This is a genomic window from Cystobacter fuscus (assembly GCF_044360685.1).
In the GTDB taxonomy this organism is placed as follows: Bacteria; Myxococcota; Myxococcia; order Myxococcales; family Myxococcaceae; genus Cystobacter; species Cystobacter fuscus_C.
In genome coordinates, this window is record NZ_CP043491.1 from 11,044,777 (window position 1) to 11,061,415 (window position 16,639).

The window sequence follows — 16,639 nt, forward strand, 5'->3', positions numbered from 1 at the left end:
ATGGAAGCGGGCGAACCCTAGACGAGTCCGCCCGGGGTCTCTACATCGAGTGTCGGGAGTGACGACACGAGGACAAGCCGCCTCGTGCTTCTCCTAGGGGCAAGAGGTGAGAGGAGTGTCGGGATTGCCGGTATTGCGTGAATCGTGCTGGTACTTGGGCCAGGGGGCGGTGGAATCCAATCCCGGGCTGTCCACGACGATGGCGAAGACCCTGCCGTCCTGACTCGCCGCGTACAGCACACCGGGCATGCCGGGCATCACGCCACCATCCGCCGCCCGGCTACAGTCGAGGTTCATCGAGGCTTCAATGGGGGATTCCGCGTCGAATTGCCACTCGAGGTGATCCAATGGCCGACGCGCCTGGATGACTCCACTCGTCGAGCTGGCGGTGTAGACGTAGCCACCCGCGCCCCAGACGGGAGCCCCCTTGATGACCTCGGAGGGAGTCTGGATGCTCTGGGTGCCGCCATCCGCCGCATCCAATGCGAGCAGGTTGTTGTTCTGAAGCCCTACGACCACCCGGGACTCGGGCGAGCCCCCAATGCTGGCATTCCAGGCCGGAGCCCCGGTGGGGGTGTTCGTCGGGTCCTGCCCACCATCCAGCGGCGCGGTGAAAAGCCTGCTGTTGGAGCCATCGTTGCTGCCACCGAATATCCTCCCATCCGCCACGGCCATCGCCGTGGGGTTTAACACTCCGAGCGGGCGATCCCACTGTGCTGAGCTACTCCAAAGTCCACTGGATCCAAGAGCGTAGGATTTCAGCCTGCCCGTTGAAGTCCCCAGAACGACAAAGGGTCCTGAAGCAAGCATCGTCCCCGGAGCAACAACATCGCCGACACCAAGATTTGTCGGACATTGCAACAGAGGATCGCTCTCATCTGGACGCGCAGCGAAGAGCGTTCCTCCAGCTCGCCCTGTATAAACGCCATAGACTGTTTCCGAGGCACTCCCTACAGAGACTTGGCCAATTGACAATGCCGATTGAACGAGCGCGGTCGTCGAAGCGAAATCAACACACGAACTGACGAAGGAACTGCTCCCGGCGTAGAACCCGACTCGATTTGCGCTGGCTTTCCTATGAGCGGCGTAGACTCGCTCCGAGCCGTCAGGCAACGCATTGCCCACCGCGGGGCTGGCAATGACAGCTCCAGTGCTCGCCTCCCACAACAAACGACCCTCCTCGGAGATCGCGAGGAGTCGTCCATCGTTGTTACCGCCATTCGTTGTCCCCACATAGAGGACACCTTTGTTCCCCACGGCGGGCGTGGCGGTAATCACGGCGGAGTTGATACCGTGTCGCCACTTCCAGCGCGTCACGGGAATGCTCCCCTTAGCGGACGTCTGGTTCCCCACCCGATCCTTCGCGCTCACTTCGACGGCGAACTCGCCGCGGAACGCAGGCAGGCCCGGCTTCCACAAGGGAACCTCGACCGTCGCGCAATACGCCTTCCCGTCGCAGGAAGTCGACGGAGCCAGGGTCAGCCCCTCCAGCGCCACCCCTCCGTCGAATCCGCGCACGAGCACGCTCACGCTTTGCGGATCCAGGTCCGCCGAACTGGAATCGACCCGCACCGTCGCCGTCTGATCCCGTCGCCACGCCCCCGGTGCCGCAGGGTCCTTGTAGATGAAGCCACCATCCGGCTCCCGGCTCGGCGAGGCCGTCGGCACCACCGACAGCAAGGGGCCCGTCGTGTCCACCGTCAGCCCCACCGTCGTGCTCGGCCCGCCCTGCTCGGGATACGCCGCCGTCAGCCGATACGCGCCCTCTCCCGAAGGACTCCACTGCGTGGTGTAGACCCCATCACCCTCCGTCGTCGTCGGCAGCGAGGCGACCGTCCCTCCGTCCCCTCGCGACACTCCGATGTTCAGCGACTCGGGGAAGTTCGCCGCGAACCCGGGCGTCACCCGCAGCTCCGCCCGCACCGACAGCGTTCCTCCATCCACCGTCGTGTCACTCGGACTCACCACCAGCCCCGTGAACCGCGGCTGGCATTTCAACGTCAACGCGGAACAGGCCTCGTAGGTGGCGCAGGGCCGGTCACACGCCTGGCTGTCGATCTCACCGTCGTAGACACAGACGTTCTGCAGGCACAGTGCACCGGAGCGACAATCGGCCGCGGTCTCGCACCGATTGATCGGCTGCGTGCACGCGCAGAGCGCGCCCATCAGCAACAGTCCGAGGACCTTGCGCCACATCACGACAATCACCTCTTCACACTCTTGGACGGTCCAGTCTTCGTGGATAGCATGGGGTTCCCGCTCGCGGAAGGTTGCGTCCTGGGAACTCCCCTGCGATGACCTGATTCCGCACAAGTGTTCCCCTCCTCCGAGGAGTCCGCCCTGCTCCGCCGCGCCTCCCCTTCCGTCCTCCTCTCGCTCGCCCTGCTGCTCGCCCCCACCGTGCACTCGCGCGACGCCGCCGCGCAGGACGACATCAGCCTCGTCGCCGTCCATCCGTGCGTCGTCATCGGCGAGAAGGACAAGAAGAAGGTCCAGCACTACGAGGCCGCATGCTCGGCCGCGATCGCTCGCACGGGCGTGAAGCACGTCCCCGACGAGCAGGTCAGCGCCTTCCTCGAGAAGGAGCCCAAGAAGTCGTGCGTCTCCGCCAACAAGGAGTCCCTCGAGTGTCTCGGCCGGCTCGCCGCCGACACCCAGTCGGGTCACTCGCTCCTCGTCACCGTGAAGCTCGGCGTCCCCACGTTCGTCTCGGGCCACGTGGTGGACACCCGCGGTGAGGAGCTCCGGAAGATGACCCTCCGGCTGAGCGACCCGGAGCAACTCCTGAAGGAGAACGAGGACGAGGAGGACATCAGGAACAGGCCCTTCGCCCTCCGGCTGCTGCGGCAACTGCGCATCCTTCCCAGGAGATCTCCCCCCCGCGCCGAGCCGCCGCCCGCCCCTCCCGCCGCCGAGGCACCTGCCCCCACGGCGCCTCCCATCGTGGCGGAGCCCGCTCCCGTCGCGGCCGAGGACATGGTCCTCGTCCCCTCCGTCCGCGACTCATCCTCCGCACGGAACTGGAAGAAGCCCGTCGCCTATACCGCCGCGGGCGTGGGCGTCGCCGCCCTGGGACTCGCGGGCTTCCTCGTCCTCGACGGCGACAAGGCCATGCGCGACTCCAATGCCTACTACGCCGATGGCCGCTACCCCACGTCCAACGACGTGTCCCAGATCGTCGCCCTGCGCGAGAAGGCCGCCTCCCGCCGCGTCCTCTCGGGCGTGAGCGCCGCCGTGGGCGCCGCGCTCGCCGGAGCAGGCGTCTACCTCTGGCTCCAGGACCGTGCGGCCGCGGCCGCACCCACCCCGGGAGTCTCCTCCCTCTCGGTCGGCCCCGGTGGCGTGAGCATCCTCGGCGTCCTGCCGTGACGCCGCCCCGGGGCGAGCCCCGTTACTCGCCCAGGTAGGCCTTGCGAATCTCCGGGCTGTCCAGGAGCGCCTTGCCCGCTCCCGCCATCACCACCTCGCCCGTCTCCAGCACGTAGCCGTAGTGGGCGAAGTTCAACGCCAGGTGGGCGTTCTGCTCCACCAGCAGGATGCTCACCCCCGCGGCGTTCACGTCCCGGAGGTTGCGGAAGATGGTCTCCGTCACCTGCGGCGCCAGCCCCAGCGAGGGCTCGTCCAACAACAGCAGCGTGGGCCGGCTGAGCAGGGCGCGGGCAATGGCCAGCATCTGCTGCTCGCCTCCCGACAGCGTCCCCGCCAGTTGCTTGCGCCGATCCTTGAGCCGAGGAAAGAGCGTGTAGCTCTTCTCCAGGTCCGCCGCGATGCCCTCCGCGTCGTTGCGCAGGTAGGCTCCCAGCTCCAGGTTCTCCAGCACCGTGAGGTTCGGGAAGATGCCCCGGCCCTCGGGTGCGTGCGCCATGCCCTTGGGCACCAGTTGGTGCGCCTTCTTCCCGGTGATGTCCTCACCCGAGAAGGAGATGCGCCCGCCCACCGGCTTGAGCATCCCGCTCACCGCGCGCAGCGTGCTCGTCTTGCCCGCGCCATTGGCGCCGATGAGCGCCACCACCTCGCCCTTGCCCACCTTCAGCGTCACGCCCCTCAGCGCCTGGATGGCCCCATAGGAGACCTTCACCCCGTCCACCGCCAACAGCGGCGGAAACTCGGGGCGCGTGCCCAACAGCTTCACCTGCGCCTCGCTCACGCCGAGCCTCCGTGCGACTGTCCTTGCGACTCCAGATAGCTGTCTCCCAGGTACGCCTCGATGACCTTGCGGTCACTGCGCACCTCGGCCGGCGCTCCCCAGGCGATCTTCTCGCCGTGGTCGAGCACCGTGATCTTCTCGCAGATGCCCATCACGAGCTTCATGTCGTGCTCGATGACGAGGATGCCCAACTGGAAGTCATCCCGGAGCTTGCGGATGAGCACCATCAGGTCCGCCTTCTCGCGCGTGTTCATGCCCGCCGCCGGCTCGTCCAGCAGCAACACGCGAGGCCGCGTGCCCAACGCCCGGGCGATCTCCAGGCGCCGCTGCTCGCCGTAGGGCAGGTTGCGCGCCTCCTCGTCCCGGCGGTGCGCGAGCCCCATCACCTCCAGCAGGTGCTCGGCCTGCCGCGTCAGCTCACGCTCCTCTTCCTGGAAGCTCGGCGTCAGCAGCATCGCCCGCCACCAGTCGCGGTAGTTGCCGAAGGCCTCGCGCAGCTTGGCCCCCAGCCCCACATCGCCGTTCTGGTGCAGCGCGCCCTGCGCCCGGCACGCCACCTTCACGTTGTCCAGCGCCGTGAGCGCCCGGAACAGGCGGATGTTCTGGAAGGTGCGCGCGAGCCCCGCGTGGTTGATTTGATGCGGCAGCCGCCCGTTCACCCGCACTCCGTTCACGCGCACCTCGCCCTGGGTGGGCCGGTACACGCCGGTGAGCACGTTGAACGCGGTCGTCTTGCCCGCGCCATTGGGCCCGATGAGCCCCTGCAGGTCTCCCGGGTGGATGGCGAGGTTGAAGTCCGAGAGCGCCTTGAGGCCTCCGAACTGGATGCTCACTCCGACGGCTTCGAGCAGTGGTCCGCTCATCACATCCCCTTACGGCGCCGAGGCAGCCAGCGTGGCACGACGTCCCACAGTTCCTTCGTTCCGAACAACCCCTGGGGCCGCGACAGCATCAGCGCCACGAGCAACAGGCCGTAGATGGGCATGCGGATCTGATCCACCTGATGCGCCAGGCTGCTCTCCGTGCCGAGCAGACCGAACGCCGAGCGCATGACCTCGGGCAGCAGGGTGAGGAACACCGCCGCCACGATGGCGCCCGTGGTGGAGCCCAGACCCCCGAGCACCACCATCACCACCACCTCCATGGACTTCACGAAGGTGAAGGAGCCCGGGTTGATGATGGGCACGAAGTGGGCGAACAGTCCGCCCGCCACGCCCGCGAAGAACGAGGACACCACGAAGGCACGCACCTTGTAGCCCGTGGTGTTCACGCCCATCGCCTCGGCCGCCACCTCGTCCTCGCGGATGGCCAGCAGGCTGCGGCCGTGGCTGGAGCCGGCGATGCGGCGCGCCACCAGCACGCACAGGAACACCCACAGGCCCACCATGGCCAGCGAGGACGTCTGGGGAATGCCGCTCAGCCCCAGCGCGCGGCCGAACGACGCGGTGTTGGTCACCACGACACGGATGATCTCCCCGAAGCCCAACGTCACGATGGCCAGGTAGTCCCCGCGCAGGCGCAGCGAGGGCAGTCCCACCAGGAAGCCCGCCAGTGCCGCGGAACCACCCGCCACCAGCAGCGCCACCAGCAGGAGCACCTGGTCACTCAACGCCACGGGCAGGAAGGAGATGGCCACGTCCTTCAACGCGAGCGACGTGATGCCCGCGAGGTAGGCGCCCACCGCCATGAACCCCGCGTGGCCGATGGAGAACTGACCCGTCATCCCGTTCACGATGTTGAGGCTCACCGCGAGCAGGATGTTCACCCCGATGACGGACAGGAGGTAGGTGGCGAACGGGGAGTCGCGCAGCAGCAGATCCAACAGCAGCAGCAGCGGCAGCGCGATGAGGAGCGGGAGGATGCCGCGCAGCGCGGGGGGCATCCGGGAGGAGGAAGACACGTTGGGAGGCGTTTCCATGCGCGGCGTCAGACCTTCTCCGCCGCGACCCGGCCGAACAGGCCTCCGGGACGGACGAGCAGCACGAGGATCAGGAAGCCAAAGGCCACCGCGTCACGCCAGGTGCTCGCGGCATAGCCCACCACGAACTCCTCCACGAGCCCCAGCAACAGGCCTCCCACCATGGCGCCCGGCACGTTGCCGATGCCCCCGATGACCGCCGCCACGAAGGCCTTGAGGCCCACGTACAGCCCCATCAGCGGACTCACCGAGGTGTCCTTGATGGCGTAGAGCAGGCCGGCACCCGCCGCCAGCGCGCTGCCGATCATGAACGTCACCGAGATGACCCGGTCCGTGGGAATGCCCATCAGCGCCGCCACGCGGTGATCGAAGGACACCGCGCGCATCGCCCGCCCGAAGCGCGTGCGGTAGACGAGGAACTGCAGGCCCGCCATCAGCGCCACCGCGAGCAGCAGCGAGATGACCTGCCAGTTCCACAGCACCACGTCGGGGAACTCGGGGTCGCCGAGCGTGAACCACTGCGCCGGCTGGATGATCTGCGGGAAGGCGCGCGGCGCCGAGCCCGGCAGGAAGCCGATGTCCAACTGGAAGCCGTAGGACAACGTGAACGAGATGCCGATGGCGGTGATGAGCGCGGTGAGCCGGGGCTTCTCGCGCAACGGCCGGTAGGCGAAGCGCTCGATGAGGAAGCCCAGGAGCGCGCAGCCCGCCATGGCCACGAGGAAGATGAGCAGCACGCCGCCCACCGAACCCCGCGCCTGCCGGCCGAGCATCATGGCCGTCGCGTAGCCCATGTACACGCCGACCATCATCACGTCGCCATGGGCGAAGTTGATGAGCTTGAGCACGCCGTACACCATCGTGTACCCGAGCGCGACCAGTGCGTAGATCGTGCCCGCGGCGATGCCGTTGATGAGGTGCTGGATGAGCTGGGACATTACGGATTGATCGTGGTGACGAATTCGACCTTGCCGTCGCCCACCTTGAGGATCGCCGCCGACTTCACGGCGTTGCGCTTCTCATCCAGCGTGATGTTGCCAGCCACGCCCGGGAAGTCCTTCGTCTGCGCGATGGCGTCGCGGATGGAGGGGCCGGTCAGATCCTTGGCCTTCTCGAGCGCGGCGACCGCCACGCGCGCCGCGTCATACCCCAGCGCCGCCAGCGCGTCCGGCGTGCTGCCGTAGGCCGCCTTGTAATCCGAGATGAACTTCTGCACGCGAGGATCCGGGTTCTGCGGCGAGTAGTGGTTGGAGAAGTAGCTGCCATCCAGCGCGTTGCCGGCCAGCTCGAACAGCTTGTCCGAGTCCCAGCCGTCCCCGCCCATCATCGGCACCGTCAGACCCAGCTCGCGCGCCTGGCGGGCGATGACGCCCACGTCGTTGTAGTAGCCCGGAACGTAGATGCCCTGCGGCTTCAGCTTCTTGATGGCGGTGAGCTGCGCGCGGAAGTCGGTGTCGCCCTGCGAGTAGCTCTCCGTGGTCAGCACCTTGCCGCCCATCTCCGCGAACTTCTGGGAGAACACCTCGGTGAGGCCGATGGAGTAGGCGCTCTTGTTGTCCTGGATGACGGCCACCCGGTCCAGCTTCAGGTTCTCGCGCGCGAACTTCGCCATCACGAAGCCCTGGAACGGGTCGATGAAGCAGACGCGGAAGACGAAGTCACCCTTCTCCGTCACGGCGGGGTTGGTCGAGGCGGGGGTGATCATCGGCACCCCGGCGGCCTGCGCCTTGTCGGCCATGGCCAGGGAGTTGGACGAGGCCACGTCTCCGATGATGACCAGCACCTTGTCCTGGGTGACGAGCCGGGTGGCGGCCTGGGCCGCCTCCTCGGGCTTGCTCTGGTTGTCGTAGAGGCGCACCGCGAGCTTCTTGCCCTTCACCCCGCCCGCGGCATTGGCCTCCTTGATGGCCATCTCCACACCGTGCTGGGTGGACACGCCGAAGGACGCCTGGGAGCCGGTGAGGCTGCTGATCTGGCCCAGCACCAGGGTGTCGGAAGCGGGCGGCGTACCTCCCGTGGGAGCAGGCTGGGCAGCCTGGCCCTGCGAGCCCGTATCAGCGGGAGTGGGCTGCGACTTCTTTTCACAAGCAGCCGAAAAGAGAGCAAACGCTGCCAGGAGTAGCGGAGTGAAACGGCGCATGGGCGTCCTCGCGAGGCCAGGGTGCGGCAAAGCCCCAGTTTTGTATGGGAAGCCGGAAGAGGGGTCAAGCACGCAACCGTTTCCCCGCGCCTTCGGGGGTCTTTTCTCAATCCCAAAACAGCCTTCCCGCCCCCCGAAGAGCCGCCAGCCCACCAGGCGCCTCCTCCCGGACTCCCCGCGGAAAGGTGCCCTTCCCTCGGGGGAATCTCCATCTTCTCCCTGGAGCCAACCGCGAGGAGGCGGATCATGTATCAACGCGAGGGAATCAAGGAAGGCATGACCGTTCGCAGCGTCGACGGGCACCGGTTGGGCAGGGTGTACGCCGTGGGCGAGAGCGAATTCCACATCGAGAAGGGGCTCTTCTTCCCCAAGGACTATTCCGTGCGTTACTCGGAAGTCGGGGACATCCTGGATGGTGAGATCATCCTGGTCCACGGCAAGGACAGCCTGCGTCCATTCACCACCAGCGAGCTCCACGACATCGATCCCCTGGACTCGGGCCGGGTCGGAAGCGCCCCCGCCAGCACCGCGGCGGTGGAGCGGGACATGGCCCGGAGCGACCCGGACGCCTACGCGGCCCTCCCCATGAGCCGCCGCATCGAGGGCCTGCGGACCGAGGACCTGGGCAACCAGGGCATCGGAGCGCGCAACACGGAAGGCGCCCAGGCCAGCCCCTTCCTGACGGAAGAGGACCGGGCCCGCGACCGCGCCATCGAGCGGCCCACGCCGAAGGTCCTCCCGCAGGAGCCGGGAATCGGCCTGCCCCTGCGCCACGAGGGCACCCGGCCCGAGATGCGCGCCTCGACCCCGGAGGAAGAGCCCACCGTCATCGTCGAGGACGAGCTCTACGAGGAGACGCGCCGGATGGACATGCGGGGAGACGCCGACCTGAACTCCGCGCGCCGGTTGAACCTCAGCGGCGAGCAGGATCCGAAGAAGCGCGGATACTGAGCCTCAACGCTTCGCGTCCCCCCGCACGGTGGGGGGCGCTCCCGCCGGTGGACCGGACTGCTTGCCCGAGCCGAGGTGCACGCGCTCCAGGCGCTCGAAGCCGTGCAGGCGCTCGGGGAAGTGCGTGGCCATGAGCTGCCCCACGTCGCTCTCCCGCGCCGGGGGGCACACCCGCAGCAGGGCCTCGGCCATCTGGAGCGCATGCGCGAAGCGCTGCTCCGGCTTCTTGGCCAGGGCCTTGTCCAGCACCTCCCACAGCCCGAGCGACATGCCCTCGGGCCGGGTCAACCGGTCCAGGCAGATGGCGTGCATGGACTCCACCTCGTCGCCCCGGTCGAAGGCGCGCGTGCCGGTGAGGGCCTCGTAGAGGATGAGTCCCATGGCGAAGAGATCGCTGCGCGCGTCCAGAGACTGCCCCCGGGCCTGTTCCGGAGACATGTAGAGCGGCTTGCCCTTGACGATGCCCGGCAGCGTCACCGTGCGCTGGGCGCGCGCCTTGGCCACGCCGAAGTCCAGCACCTTCACCCGCCCGTCGAAGCCCACCATCAGGTTGTGCGGGGACAGGTCCCGGTGCACCAGTTGCATCGGGTGCCCATCCTCGCCGCGCGCACGGTGGGCCGCGTGCAACCCGTGGAGGGCCTGCACCACGATGGCCACCACCACCGCCGGAGAGGGCCGGGTGACCGCCAGCAGCCGATCGAAGTCCACCCCGCGCACCAGCTCCATCACCAGGAAGTACGCCCCCTGCGACTCACCGAAGTCGTGGAAGGTGACGAGGTTGGGGTGGGACAGCCGCAGGCCGATCCGCGCCTCGTCCAGGAACTGCTTCACCATGTCCGGATCCGACGCCAGGTGGGGGAGGATCCGCTTGAGCGCCACCAGCCGGCCGAGCCCCTCCGGCCCCCGCGTGCGCGCCACCAGCACCTGCGCCATGCCTCCCGAGCCCAGCGGCGTCACCAGCTCATAGCGGCCGATCCGTCCGCGCGTTCCCGTCAGCGGGTCCTCGGGAGCCAGCTCGTCCAGGCGCTCCAACACGTTGCGCCCCTCGGCCAGCGCGATGAAGGCCAGGAGCGCGTTGTCGAGCTGATCCGCGATGGCGTCCACCAGCTTCATCACCAGCGCGCCGCCATCGTCGAAGCGGCCGTCCACCACCAGCCCCATCGTGCCCAGCTCCAGGCGGCCGAGCGCCAGCGGAGCACAGAAGAGCACGCGCTCCGGGGACAGGCGGCGGCAGCCCTTCCAGCCCGCGGCCTCGAAGACGTCCACCCCCAGCCGGCCCGAGACGCGGGTGAGCACCGGCCCCGTGGTGCCCCGGAGGCTGATGAAACCCGCCGAGGCGTGCACCAACCGGGCACACTGGGTGAGGAAGACATCCACCGCCGCGTCGAGGCTCAACCCCCGCTCCAGGCAGTCCTCGAGGATGTCGTCCGCTATCCGCACCACGGCGGTCAGGCCGCGCAGGAAGGCGACCTCGGCTTCAAGCGAAGGGAATTCCACGAGGCGTATTGAACACCGGAGACGCGGGCCCCGGGAAGAGGCCCCACGTCACCTCAGGAGCTCGCCTTGGACTGGTCGGCGTAGAGGGCGTCCGCGATGCGGTAGGCACTCGTCTCCAGCTTCTGGTAGGCCTCGCGCACCGCCGCCGCGTCCGACCCCTTGAGCGTCTCCTTGAGGTGGTCCACGTCGGCCTTGATTTCCGTGCGGTCCTTCTCCTGGAGCACGTTGCCGTACTCCTCGAGGCTCTTCTCCGTGGTGTAGATGAGCGAGTCGGCGTTGTTGCGCAGCTCGGCCAGTTCCTTCTTCAGCTTGTCGTTGGACTGGTTGGCCTGGGCGTCGGAGATCATCGACTGGATCTCCGACTCGGTCAGGCCCGAGTTGCCCACCACGCGCACCTGCTGCACCTTGCCGGTGCCCAGGTCCTTGGCGCTCACGTGCACGATGCCGTTGACGTCGATGTCGAAGGAGACCTCGATCTGCGGCACGCCACGGGGCGCCGGGGGAATGCCCACCAGCTCGAAGCGCGCCAGCGTCTTGTTGTCCACCGCCATCTCGCGCTCGCCCTGCAGCACGTGCACGCTCACCAGCGGCTGGTTGTCCACCGCCGTGGAGAACACCTGGCCCTTCTTGCAGGGGATGGTGGTGTTCTTGTCGATGATCTTCGTGAAGACGCCGCCCGCCGTCTCCACGCCCAGGGACAGCGGCGTCACGTCCAGCAGGAGGACGTCCTTCACCTCGCCCTTGAGCACGCCGCCCTGGATGGCCGCGCCCACGGCGACGACCTCGTCCGGGTTGATGCCCTTGTGCGGCTCCTTGCCGAAAAACTCCTTCACCTTCTGCTGCACCGCCGGCATGCGCGTCATGCCGCCCACCAGCAACACCTGGTGGATCTGCTGCGCGGGAATGCCCGCGTCCTTGAGCGCGATGCGGCACGGCTCGATGGAACGCTCCACGAGGTCCGACACCAGGGACTCGAAGGTGGTGCGCTCGATCGTCTCGGTGAGGTGCTTGGGACCGGTGGCGTCCGCGGTGATGAAGGGGAGGTTGACCTCGGTCTCCGTCGCGCTGGACAGCTCGTGCTTGGCGCGCTCGGAGGCCTCCTTCAGGCGCTGCAGCGCCATGCGGTCCTTGCGCAGGTCCAACCCGTTGTTCTGCTCGGCGAAGCGCTTGGCCAGGAAGTCGATGAGGCGCTGGTCGAAGTCCTCGCCGCCCAGGAACGTGTCGCCGTTGGTGCTCTTGACCTCGAAGACGCCCGAGTTGAGCTCCAGGATGGAGATATCGAACGTGCCGCCGCCCAGGTCGTACACCGCGATGCGCTCGGCGTTCGTCTCGCGCACCTTGTCCAGACCATAGGCGAGCGCCGCGGCCGTGGGCTCGTTGATGATGCGCAGCACGTTGAGGCCGGCGATGCGGCCCGCGTCCTTCGTCGCCTGACGCTGGCTGTCGTTGAAGTAGGCGGGCACGGTGATGACCGCCTCGGTGACGGGCTCGCCGAGGTAGTCCTCCGCCGTCTGCTTCATCTTCATCAGCACGATGGCGCTGATCTCCGGCGGGCTGTAGCCCTTGCCGCGGCTCTCCACCCACGCGTCCCCATTGGGGCTGGGCACCACGCGGAAGGGACTCACGCTGATGGCCTTCTTGGCCTCGGGCGAGTCGAACTTGCGGCCGATGAGCCGCTTGACGGCGAAGACGGTGTTCTCGGGATTGGTGATGGCCTGCCGCTTGGCGATCTGCCCCACCAGACGCTCACCCGACTCGGTGAAGCCCACCATCGACGGCGTGGTGCGGCTGCCCTCGCTGTTGGGGATGACCACCGGCTCGCCGCCTTCCATCACGGCCACGCACGAGTTCGTCGTCCCCAGATCGATTCCAATGACCTTGCCCATGGCGTTCTATCGGCCCTCACTGGGTGTTTTGCCGGGCTGCGTGGAAGTGGCCCCCCCCGTGGGCGCACTCCCCGGCGTTGTGCTGGAAGCCGGCTCGGGCTTCGCTCCCTCGGGAGCACGCGCCACCACCACCAGCGCGGGCCGCATGAGCCGCTCGTTGAGCAGATAGCCGCGCACGGCCTCGTAGACGACGTGCCCCGGAGGCACGGTGGCGCTCTCCACCTGCTGCATGGCCTCGTGCAGGCGGGGATCGAAGGGCTGGCCCACGGCGGAGAAACCCTTGACGCCCTGCTTGCCAAAGGCGTTGTCGAGCAGCTTGCGCGTCATCTCCACGCCGGTGCGGAAGGCCTCGAAGTCGGTGGACTTCTGGGACGCCTCCAGCGCGCGATCCAGGTTGTCGAGCACCGGGAGGAAGTCCTTGAGCAGGCGCTCGAGGCCGAACTTCTGGAGCTCCTCCTTCTCCTTCTGCGCGCGCTTCTTGTAGTTCTCCAGGTCGGCCGTGGCGCGCAGGGCGCGCTCGTGGCTCTCCTTGAGGCGCTCCATCGTCTCGCGGCTCTTGGTCTGGCTGAACTCGAGCTGGGCGCGGGCCTCCTCCAGCTCGCGCTGGACGGTCTCCAGACGCTGGCGCGTATCGCTCAGGGCGGCCATGCGCGCGCCCGAGCCGGAGCCGCCCTCGCCGAGGACGGACGGAGGAACGTCCACCTCCAGGGTCATTCCCTCGGGGATATCCACTTCCAGCGTTCTGCCTCCCTCGGGAACATCCCCATCCTCACTCGCGGGAGGATGGGCACGCCGCTCGACGCTCTTGAGCGCCTCGTCGATGACGTCCTGAGAGATATCCGCCTGGATGCTGCCCTTCTCATCACGATTCGAGCCGGCCACGCGCGCACTATGGCATGGGGCGCGGGTTGATCCAACGCCCACGGCCAGGGCCCCACGCCCCGCTCCGACGGCTGCTCGTGGACCTCAGGAAGCCGGACGGGCGGGCTTCTTGCGGCCGATCGACTTGGGAGAGCTCGCCTTCTTGGCCGCCGGTTTCTTCGCGGCGGTCTTGGCGGGAGCGGTCTTGGCCGAGGGCTTCTTGCGGCCGATCGACTTGGACGCGCCCGCCTTGGCCGCCGCCTTGGCCTCGGGAGGCACCGGAGGCGTGGGGGCAGGCGGGGGAGGCGCCGAGGGGGTGCGTGAGGCGGGGGGCACCGGAGGCGGGGGGGAGGCGGAAGACGAACGTTTGTCGAAGGCCCCCTCGACGGTCTCCTCCACGCGGCGCACGGCGGACTCCAGGTGCTCCGCGGCCTGCTTGCCCGTCGCCATCGCCCAGACGCGCAGGTTCTGCAGACCCTCCTTCACCTTGGCTTGATTGTTCGGGTCCTGCACCTCCACGAACAGCCGCTGAGCCTCGGTCTTGAGGTCATCGCCCGTGCGCTTGAGGAAGTCCATCAGCTGCTTGTCCCACTTCTCGGCCATGATCGTTGCCTCCCCAGGACAGCCAGTGCGGCCATCTGACTGCACCCTTACGCAATGCGCAAAGCAATCTTGCGGGCTCGTCCACGAACCGGACAGTCGCGGCATGCTAAGGGACCCGCGTCCCGCCCATGCATCCCTCCCGCCTCTACCTGCTCGCCGCCGCCGCGCTCTGGTCCACCGCGGGCGTGCTCGTGAAGCTGTCCAGCCTGACCGCCTGGCAGCTCGCCTCCGGCCGCTCGCTCATCGCCGCCGCGGCACTCGCGCTCGCCCTCCCCGCGGGGCGCAAGTGGCCTTCGGCGCGTGGACTCCTGGCCACGCTCGCCTACGCGGCCACCGTGGTGACGTTCATCGTGGCCAACAAGCTCACCACCTCGGCCAACGCCATCTTCCTGCAGGACACCGCGCCGCTCTACGTGCTGCTGCTCTCGCCCCTCGTACTCGGCGAGCACCCCTCGCGCGGCGAGTGGATGGCCGTGCCCGTGTTCCTGCTCGGCCTGAGCCTCTTCTTCCTCGACCAGCTCAACCCCGGCCAGTTCTGGGGCAACATGGTGGCCCTGGGCTCGGGCGTCACCTTCGCGCTGTGCATCCTCGGGCTGCGCGCGACCCGCGGCGAGGGCACCTCCGTGCTCGTGTGGGGCAACGTCCTCGCGGGCCTCGCCACGCTCGTGCCCGCCCTCGAGGGGCCCCGCCCCACGGCGATGGACCTCGGCATGCTCGTCTTCCTCGGCGTGTTCCAGCTCGGGTGCGCCTATGCGCTCTTCGAGCGTGGGCTGCGCGAGACGCCCGCGCTGGAGGCCTCGCTGCTCATCCTGCTCGAGCCGGTGCTCAACCCCGTGTGGACCTTCCTCTTCGCGGGTGAGCGGCCCGGCCCCTGGGCGCTCGTGGGCGGCGCCATCATCCTCCTGGCCACCGCGTGGCGCACGCTGAGCGCCGCGCCCTCGGGCAGCAGCCCCCCCGCGCGGGAAAAAACCTGAGCTACCGGCCCAGCCGGCGCGCGAGCTCCGCTTCCAGCCGCGTGGTCTCGAGTGGCCACTCGCGGTGGCCCACATACCCGTCGGGCCGCACCAGGTAGAACCCCTCCGCCCCGGAGCCAAAGCGGCGATGCATCGCGCCGTCCTCGTCGGCCAGCACCCGGGAGGAGGGCGTGCCCTCTCCGGCCACCACCACGCGCGCCTTCAGCCAGGGCCCGTATTGCTGCTCAAGCCGGCCCGCGAGCGCGACCAGCTCCCCACGCCGCGGGGCCTCGAACTTCAGGCCCGTGAACAGCAGCAGCGTGTGCTGGGGCCCGCGCAGCACCTGGTGCAGGCGCTCCACGCCCTCGCCTCGAATGAGCAGCTCCGGGACACGCTCGCCGGGTCCGGGACCCTGCCGCCTGCTCACGCCCTCCACTTCCTCACCCCACAGGCGCTCGGAGGACAGGGGACTCTCGCGGTAGCGGATGGTGAGCTGGGAGATGAAGCGCGACACGCGGCGCTGCGCGGCGGCGATGTTGAACAGGCGGGTGGCGACCCGGGGCACCACGTGGGCACGGAACAGCCGCGCGCCGAGCCCCCCTCGTGCCATGAGGGAGAAGGCCCGATCCGTGCCTCGCAGCAGATGGCGTCCCACGGGGTGCCGCTCCAGCTCGTACGTGTCGAGCAGGGACTCCGGCGCACGGCCCCGGGTGACGAGCGCCAGCTTCCAGGCGAGGTTATAGGCATCCTGGATGCCCGTGTTCATCCCCTGGCCACCCACGGGGCTGTGGATGTGCGCGGCGTCGCCGGCGAGGAATACGTGGCCCTGGCGGTAGCGCGTCACACCCCGGCTGTGCAGCCGGTAGCGCGACATCCACCGCGGCTCGCTCAAGCGCGTGGGCACGGGCACCATCTCATCCGCCAGCGCCTGCATCTCCTCCAGGGTGAGGGGCGCCATGTCGTCGGCGGCGTCCGCGGCCTCCTCGTGCGGCCGGATGAAGAACAGCCGGTAGCGCTGCTCGCCCGGCATGGGGAAGGCCCCCACCACGCCGTGGGCGGACGGCATGATGCACAGCTCCCCCTCTCCCAGGGGCCACTCGACGCGCACGTCCGCCAGCACGCACGAGTCCTCATACGTCGAGCCCTCGAAGGGAAAGCCCAGTCCCTTGCGCACCCGGCTGCGCGCGCCGTCACAGCCCAGCAGCCACCGCGCGGACACGCGCTCCGTCCGGCCCTCTTCGTGCTTCAAGGTGGCCACGACCCCGTCCGCCCCCTGCTCGAAGCGCTCCAGCGCCACGCCCCGCTCCACCTTCGGGCCGAAGGAGCCCAGGTGCTCGGTGAGCAGCGCCTCGGTGGCGTCCTGGGGGAGCATGAGGATGAAGGGGTAGCGCGTCTCCAGCCAGGTGAAGCCGCGAAGGGAGACGCGCGCGCGCATTCCGCCCTTCCCCACCACGTTGAAGCCCAGGGCCTCACGACCGAGCGCGAGGGCCTGCTCCGCGATGCCCAGGTCCTCGAAGATCTCCAGCGTGCGGGCCTGCACCGCCAGCGCGCGAGAGAGCGGCGAGGGTGCCGTGAGTTGTTCCACCACGCGACAGCTCAGCCCATGCCGCGCCAGCTCCGATGCCATCGTCAGGCCCGTCGGCCCGGCGCCCACCACCAGTGCGTCCAGCATGTACCGCCCCC

14 protein-coding genes are annotated in these 16,639 nt (G+C 68.5%); 3 read left to right on the forward strand and 11 right to left on the reverse strand.

Going from position 1 to position 16,639, the window contains the following annotated elements:
* Positions 1 to 93: 93 nt before the first annotated feature.
* Positions 94 to 2,208 carry a hypothetical protein gene (locus F0U63_RS45160; RefSeq protein ID WP_395841034.1) on the reverse strand — a complete coding sequence of 705 codons (2,115 nt, stop codon included), beginning with the start codon at positions 2,206 to 2,208 and terminating at the stop codon, positions 94 to 96.
* Positions 2,209 to 2,313: 105 nt separating this feature from the next.
* Between F0U63_RS45160 and F0U63_RS45165 the strand changes: the two genes are divergently transcribed.
* On the forward strand, positions 2,314 to 3,369 hold the full coding sequence (locus tag F0U63_RS45165; RefSeq protein ID WP_395841036.1) for a hypothetical protein: 1,056 nt from the start codon (positions 2,314 to 2,316) through the stop codon (positions 3,367 to 3,369).
* 22 nt (positions 3,370 to 3,391) lie between these two features.
* On the opposite strand, the gene F0U63_RS45170 is transcribed toward F0U63_RS45165, so the two are convergent.
* Genes F0U63_RS45170 through F0U63_RS45190 form a run of 5 tightly spaced genes read right to left on the reverse strand, consistent with a single transcriptional unit; the run spans position 3,392 to position 8,205 of the window.
* The gene (locus tag F0U63_RS45170) at positions 3,392 to 4,147 is read right to left on the reverse strand and encodes an ABC transporter ATP-binding protein (RefSeq protein ID WP_395841038.1); all 756 of its coding nucleotides are present in this window, start codon (positions 4,145 to 4,147) and stop codon (positions 3,392 to 3,394) included.
* Positions 4,144 to 5,010, reverse strand: a complete 867-nt coding sequence (locus tag F0U63_RS45175; RefSeq protein WP_395841040.1) for an ABC transporter ATP-binding protein — start codon at positions 5,008 to 5,010, stop codon at positions 4,144 to 4,146. Before F0U63_RS45175 ends, F0U63_RS45170 begins: the two co-directional genes overlap by 4 nt.
* Positions 5,010 to 6,065 (reverse strand): branched-chain amino acid ABC transporter permease, encoded by a 1,056-nt coding sequence (locus F0U63_RS45180; RefSeq protein WP_395841042.1) that lies wholly within the window; start codon positions 6,063 to 6,065, stop codon positions 5,010 to 5,012. The genes F0U63_RS45175 and F0U63_RS45180 overlap by 1 nt, the downstream gene beginning before the upstream one ends.
* 8 nt (positions 6,066 to 6,073) lie before the next feature.
* Positions 6,074 to 7,003 carry a branched-chain amino acid ABC transporter permease gene (locus F0U63_RS45185; protein ID WP_395841044.1) on the reverse strand — a complete coding sequence of 310 codons (930 nt, stop codon included), beginning with the start codon at positions 7,001 to 7,003 and terminating at the stop codon, positions 6,074 to 6,076.
* Positions 7,003 to 8,205: an ABC transporter substrate-binding protein gene (locus F0U63_RS45190; RefSeq protein ID WP_395841046.1), complete on the reverse strand. Its 1,203-nt coding sequence runs from the start codon at positions 8,203 to 8,205 to the stop codon at positions 7,003 to 7,005. Before F0U63_RS45190 ends, F0U63_RS45185 begins: the two co-directional genes overlap by 1 nt.
* Positions 8,206 to 8,451: 246 nt before the next feature.
* On the opposite strand from F0U63_RS45190, the gene F0U63_RS45195 reads away from it, so the two are divergent.
* Complete coding sequence (locus F0U63_RS45195; RefSeq protein ID WP_395841048.1) at positions 8,452 to 9,156, forward strand: hypothetical protein; 705 nt, start codon at positions 8,452 to 8,454, stop codon at positions 9,154 to 9,156.
* A 3-nt stretch (positions 9,157 to 9,159) separates the two neighbouring features.
* Here the strand turns inward: F0U63_RS45195 and F0U63_RS45200 are convergent, their stop codons facing one another.
* The 4 genes from F0U63_RS45200 to F0U63_RS45215 all read right to left on the reverse strand — a co-directional run bounded on the left by F0U63_RS45200 (position 9,160) and on the right by F0U63_RS45215 (position 14,003).
* Positions 9,160 to 10,653, reverse strand: a complete 1,494-nt coding sequence (locus F0U63_RS45200) for a serine/threonine-protein kinase (RefSeq protein WP_395841050.1) — start codon at positions 10,651 to 10,653, stop codon at positions 9,160 to 9,162.
* A 53-nt stretch (positions 10,654 to 10,706) separates the two neighbouring features.
* Positions 10,707 to 12,539 (reverse strand): molecular chaperone DnaK, encoded by a 1,833-nt coding sequence (dnaK, locus tag F0U63_RS45205; RefSeq protein WP_395841052.1) that lies wholly within the window; start codon positions 12,537 to 12,539, stop codon positions 10,707 to 10,709.
* Between the two features lie 6 nt (positions 12,540 to 12,545).
* Positions 12,546 to 13,421 (reverse strand): nucleotide exchange factor GrpE, encoded by an 876-nt coding sequence (grpE, locus tag F0U63_RS45210; protein WP_395841054.1) that lies wholly within the window; start codon positions 13,419 to 13,421, stop codon positions 12,546 to 12,548.
* A gap of 84 nt (positions 13,422 to 13,505) precedes the next feature.
* Positions 13,506 to 14,003 (reverse strand): transcriptional regulator, encoded by a 498-nt coding sequence (locus F0U63_RS45215; RefSeq protein WP_395841056.1) that lies wholly within the window; start codon positions 14,001 to 14,003, stop codon positions 13,506 to 13,508.
* 128 nt (positions 14,004 to 14,131) lie between these two features.
* Between F0U63_RS45215 and F0U63_RS45220 the strand changes: the two genes are divergently transcribed.
* Positions 14,132 to 14,977 carry a DMT family transporter gene (locus tag F0U63_RS45220; RefSeq protein WP_395841058.1) on the forward strand — a complete coding sequence of 282 codons (846 nt, stop codon included), beginning with the start codon at positions 14,132 to 14,134 and terminating at the stop codon, positions 14,975 to 14,977.
* 1 nt (position 14,978) lies between these two features.
* On the opposite strand, the gene F0U63_RS45225 is transcribed toward F0U63_RS45220, so the two are convergent.
* Positions 14,979 to 16,628, reverse strand: coding sequence for an FAD-dependent monooxygenase (locus F0U63_RS45225; protein WP_395841060.1), 1,650 nt, complete (start codon positions 16,626 to 16,628; stop codon positions 14,979 to 14,981).
* Positions 16,629 to 16,639 lie beyond the last annotated feature (11 nt).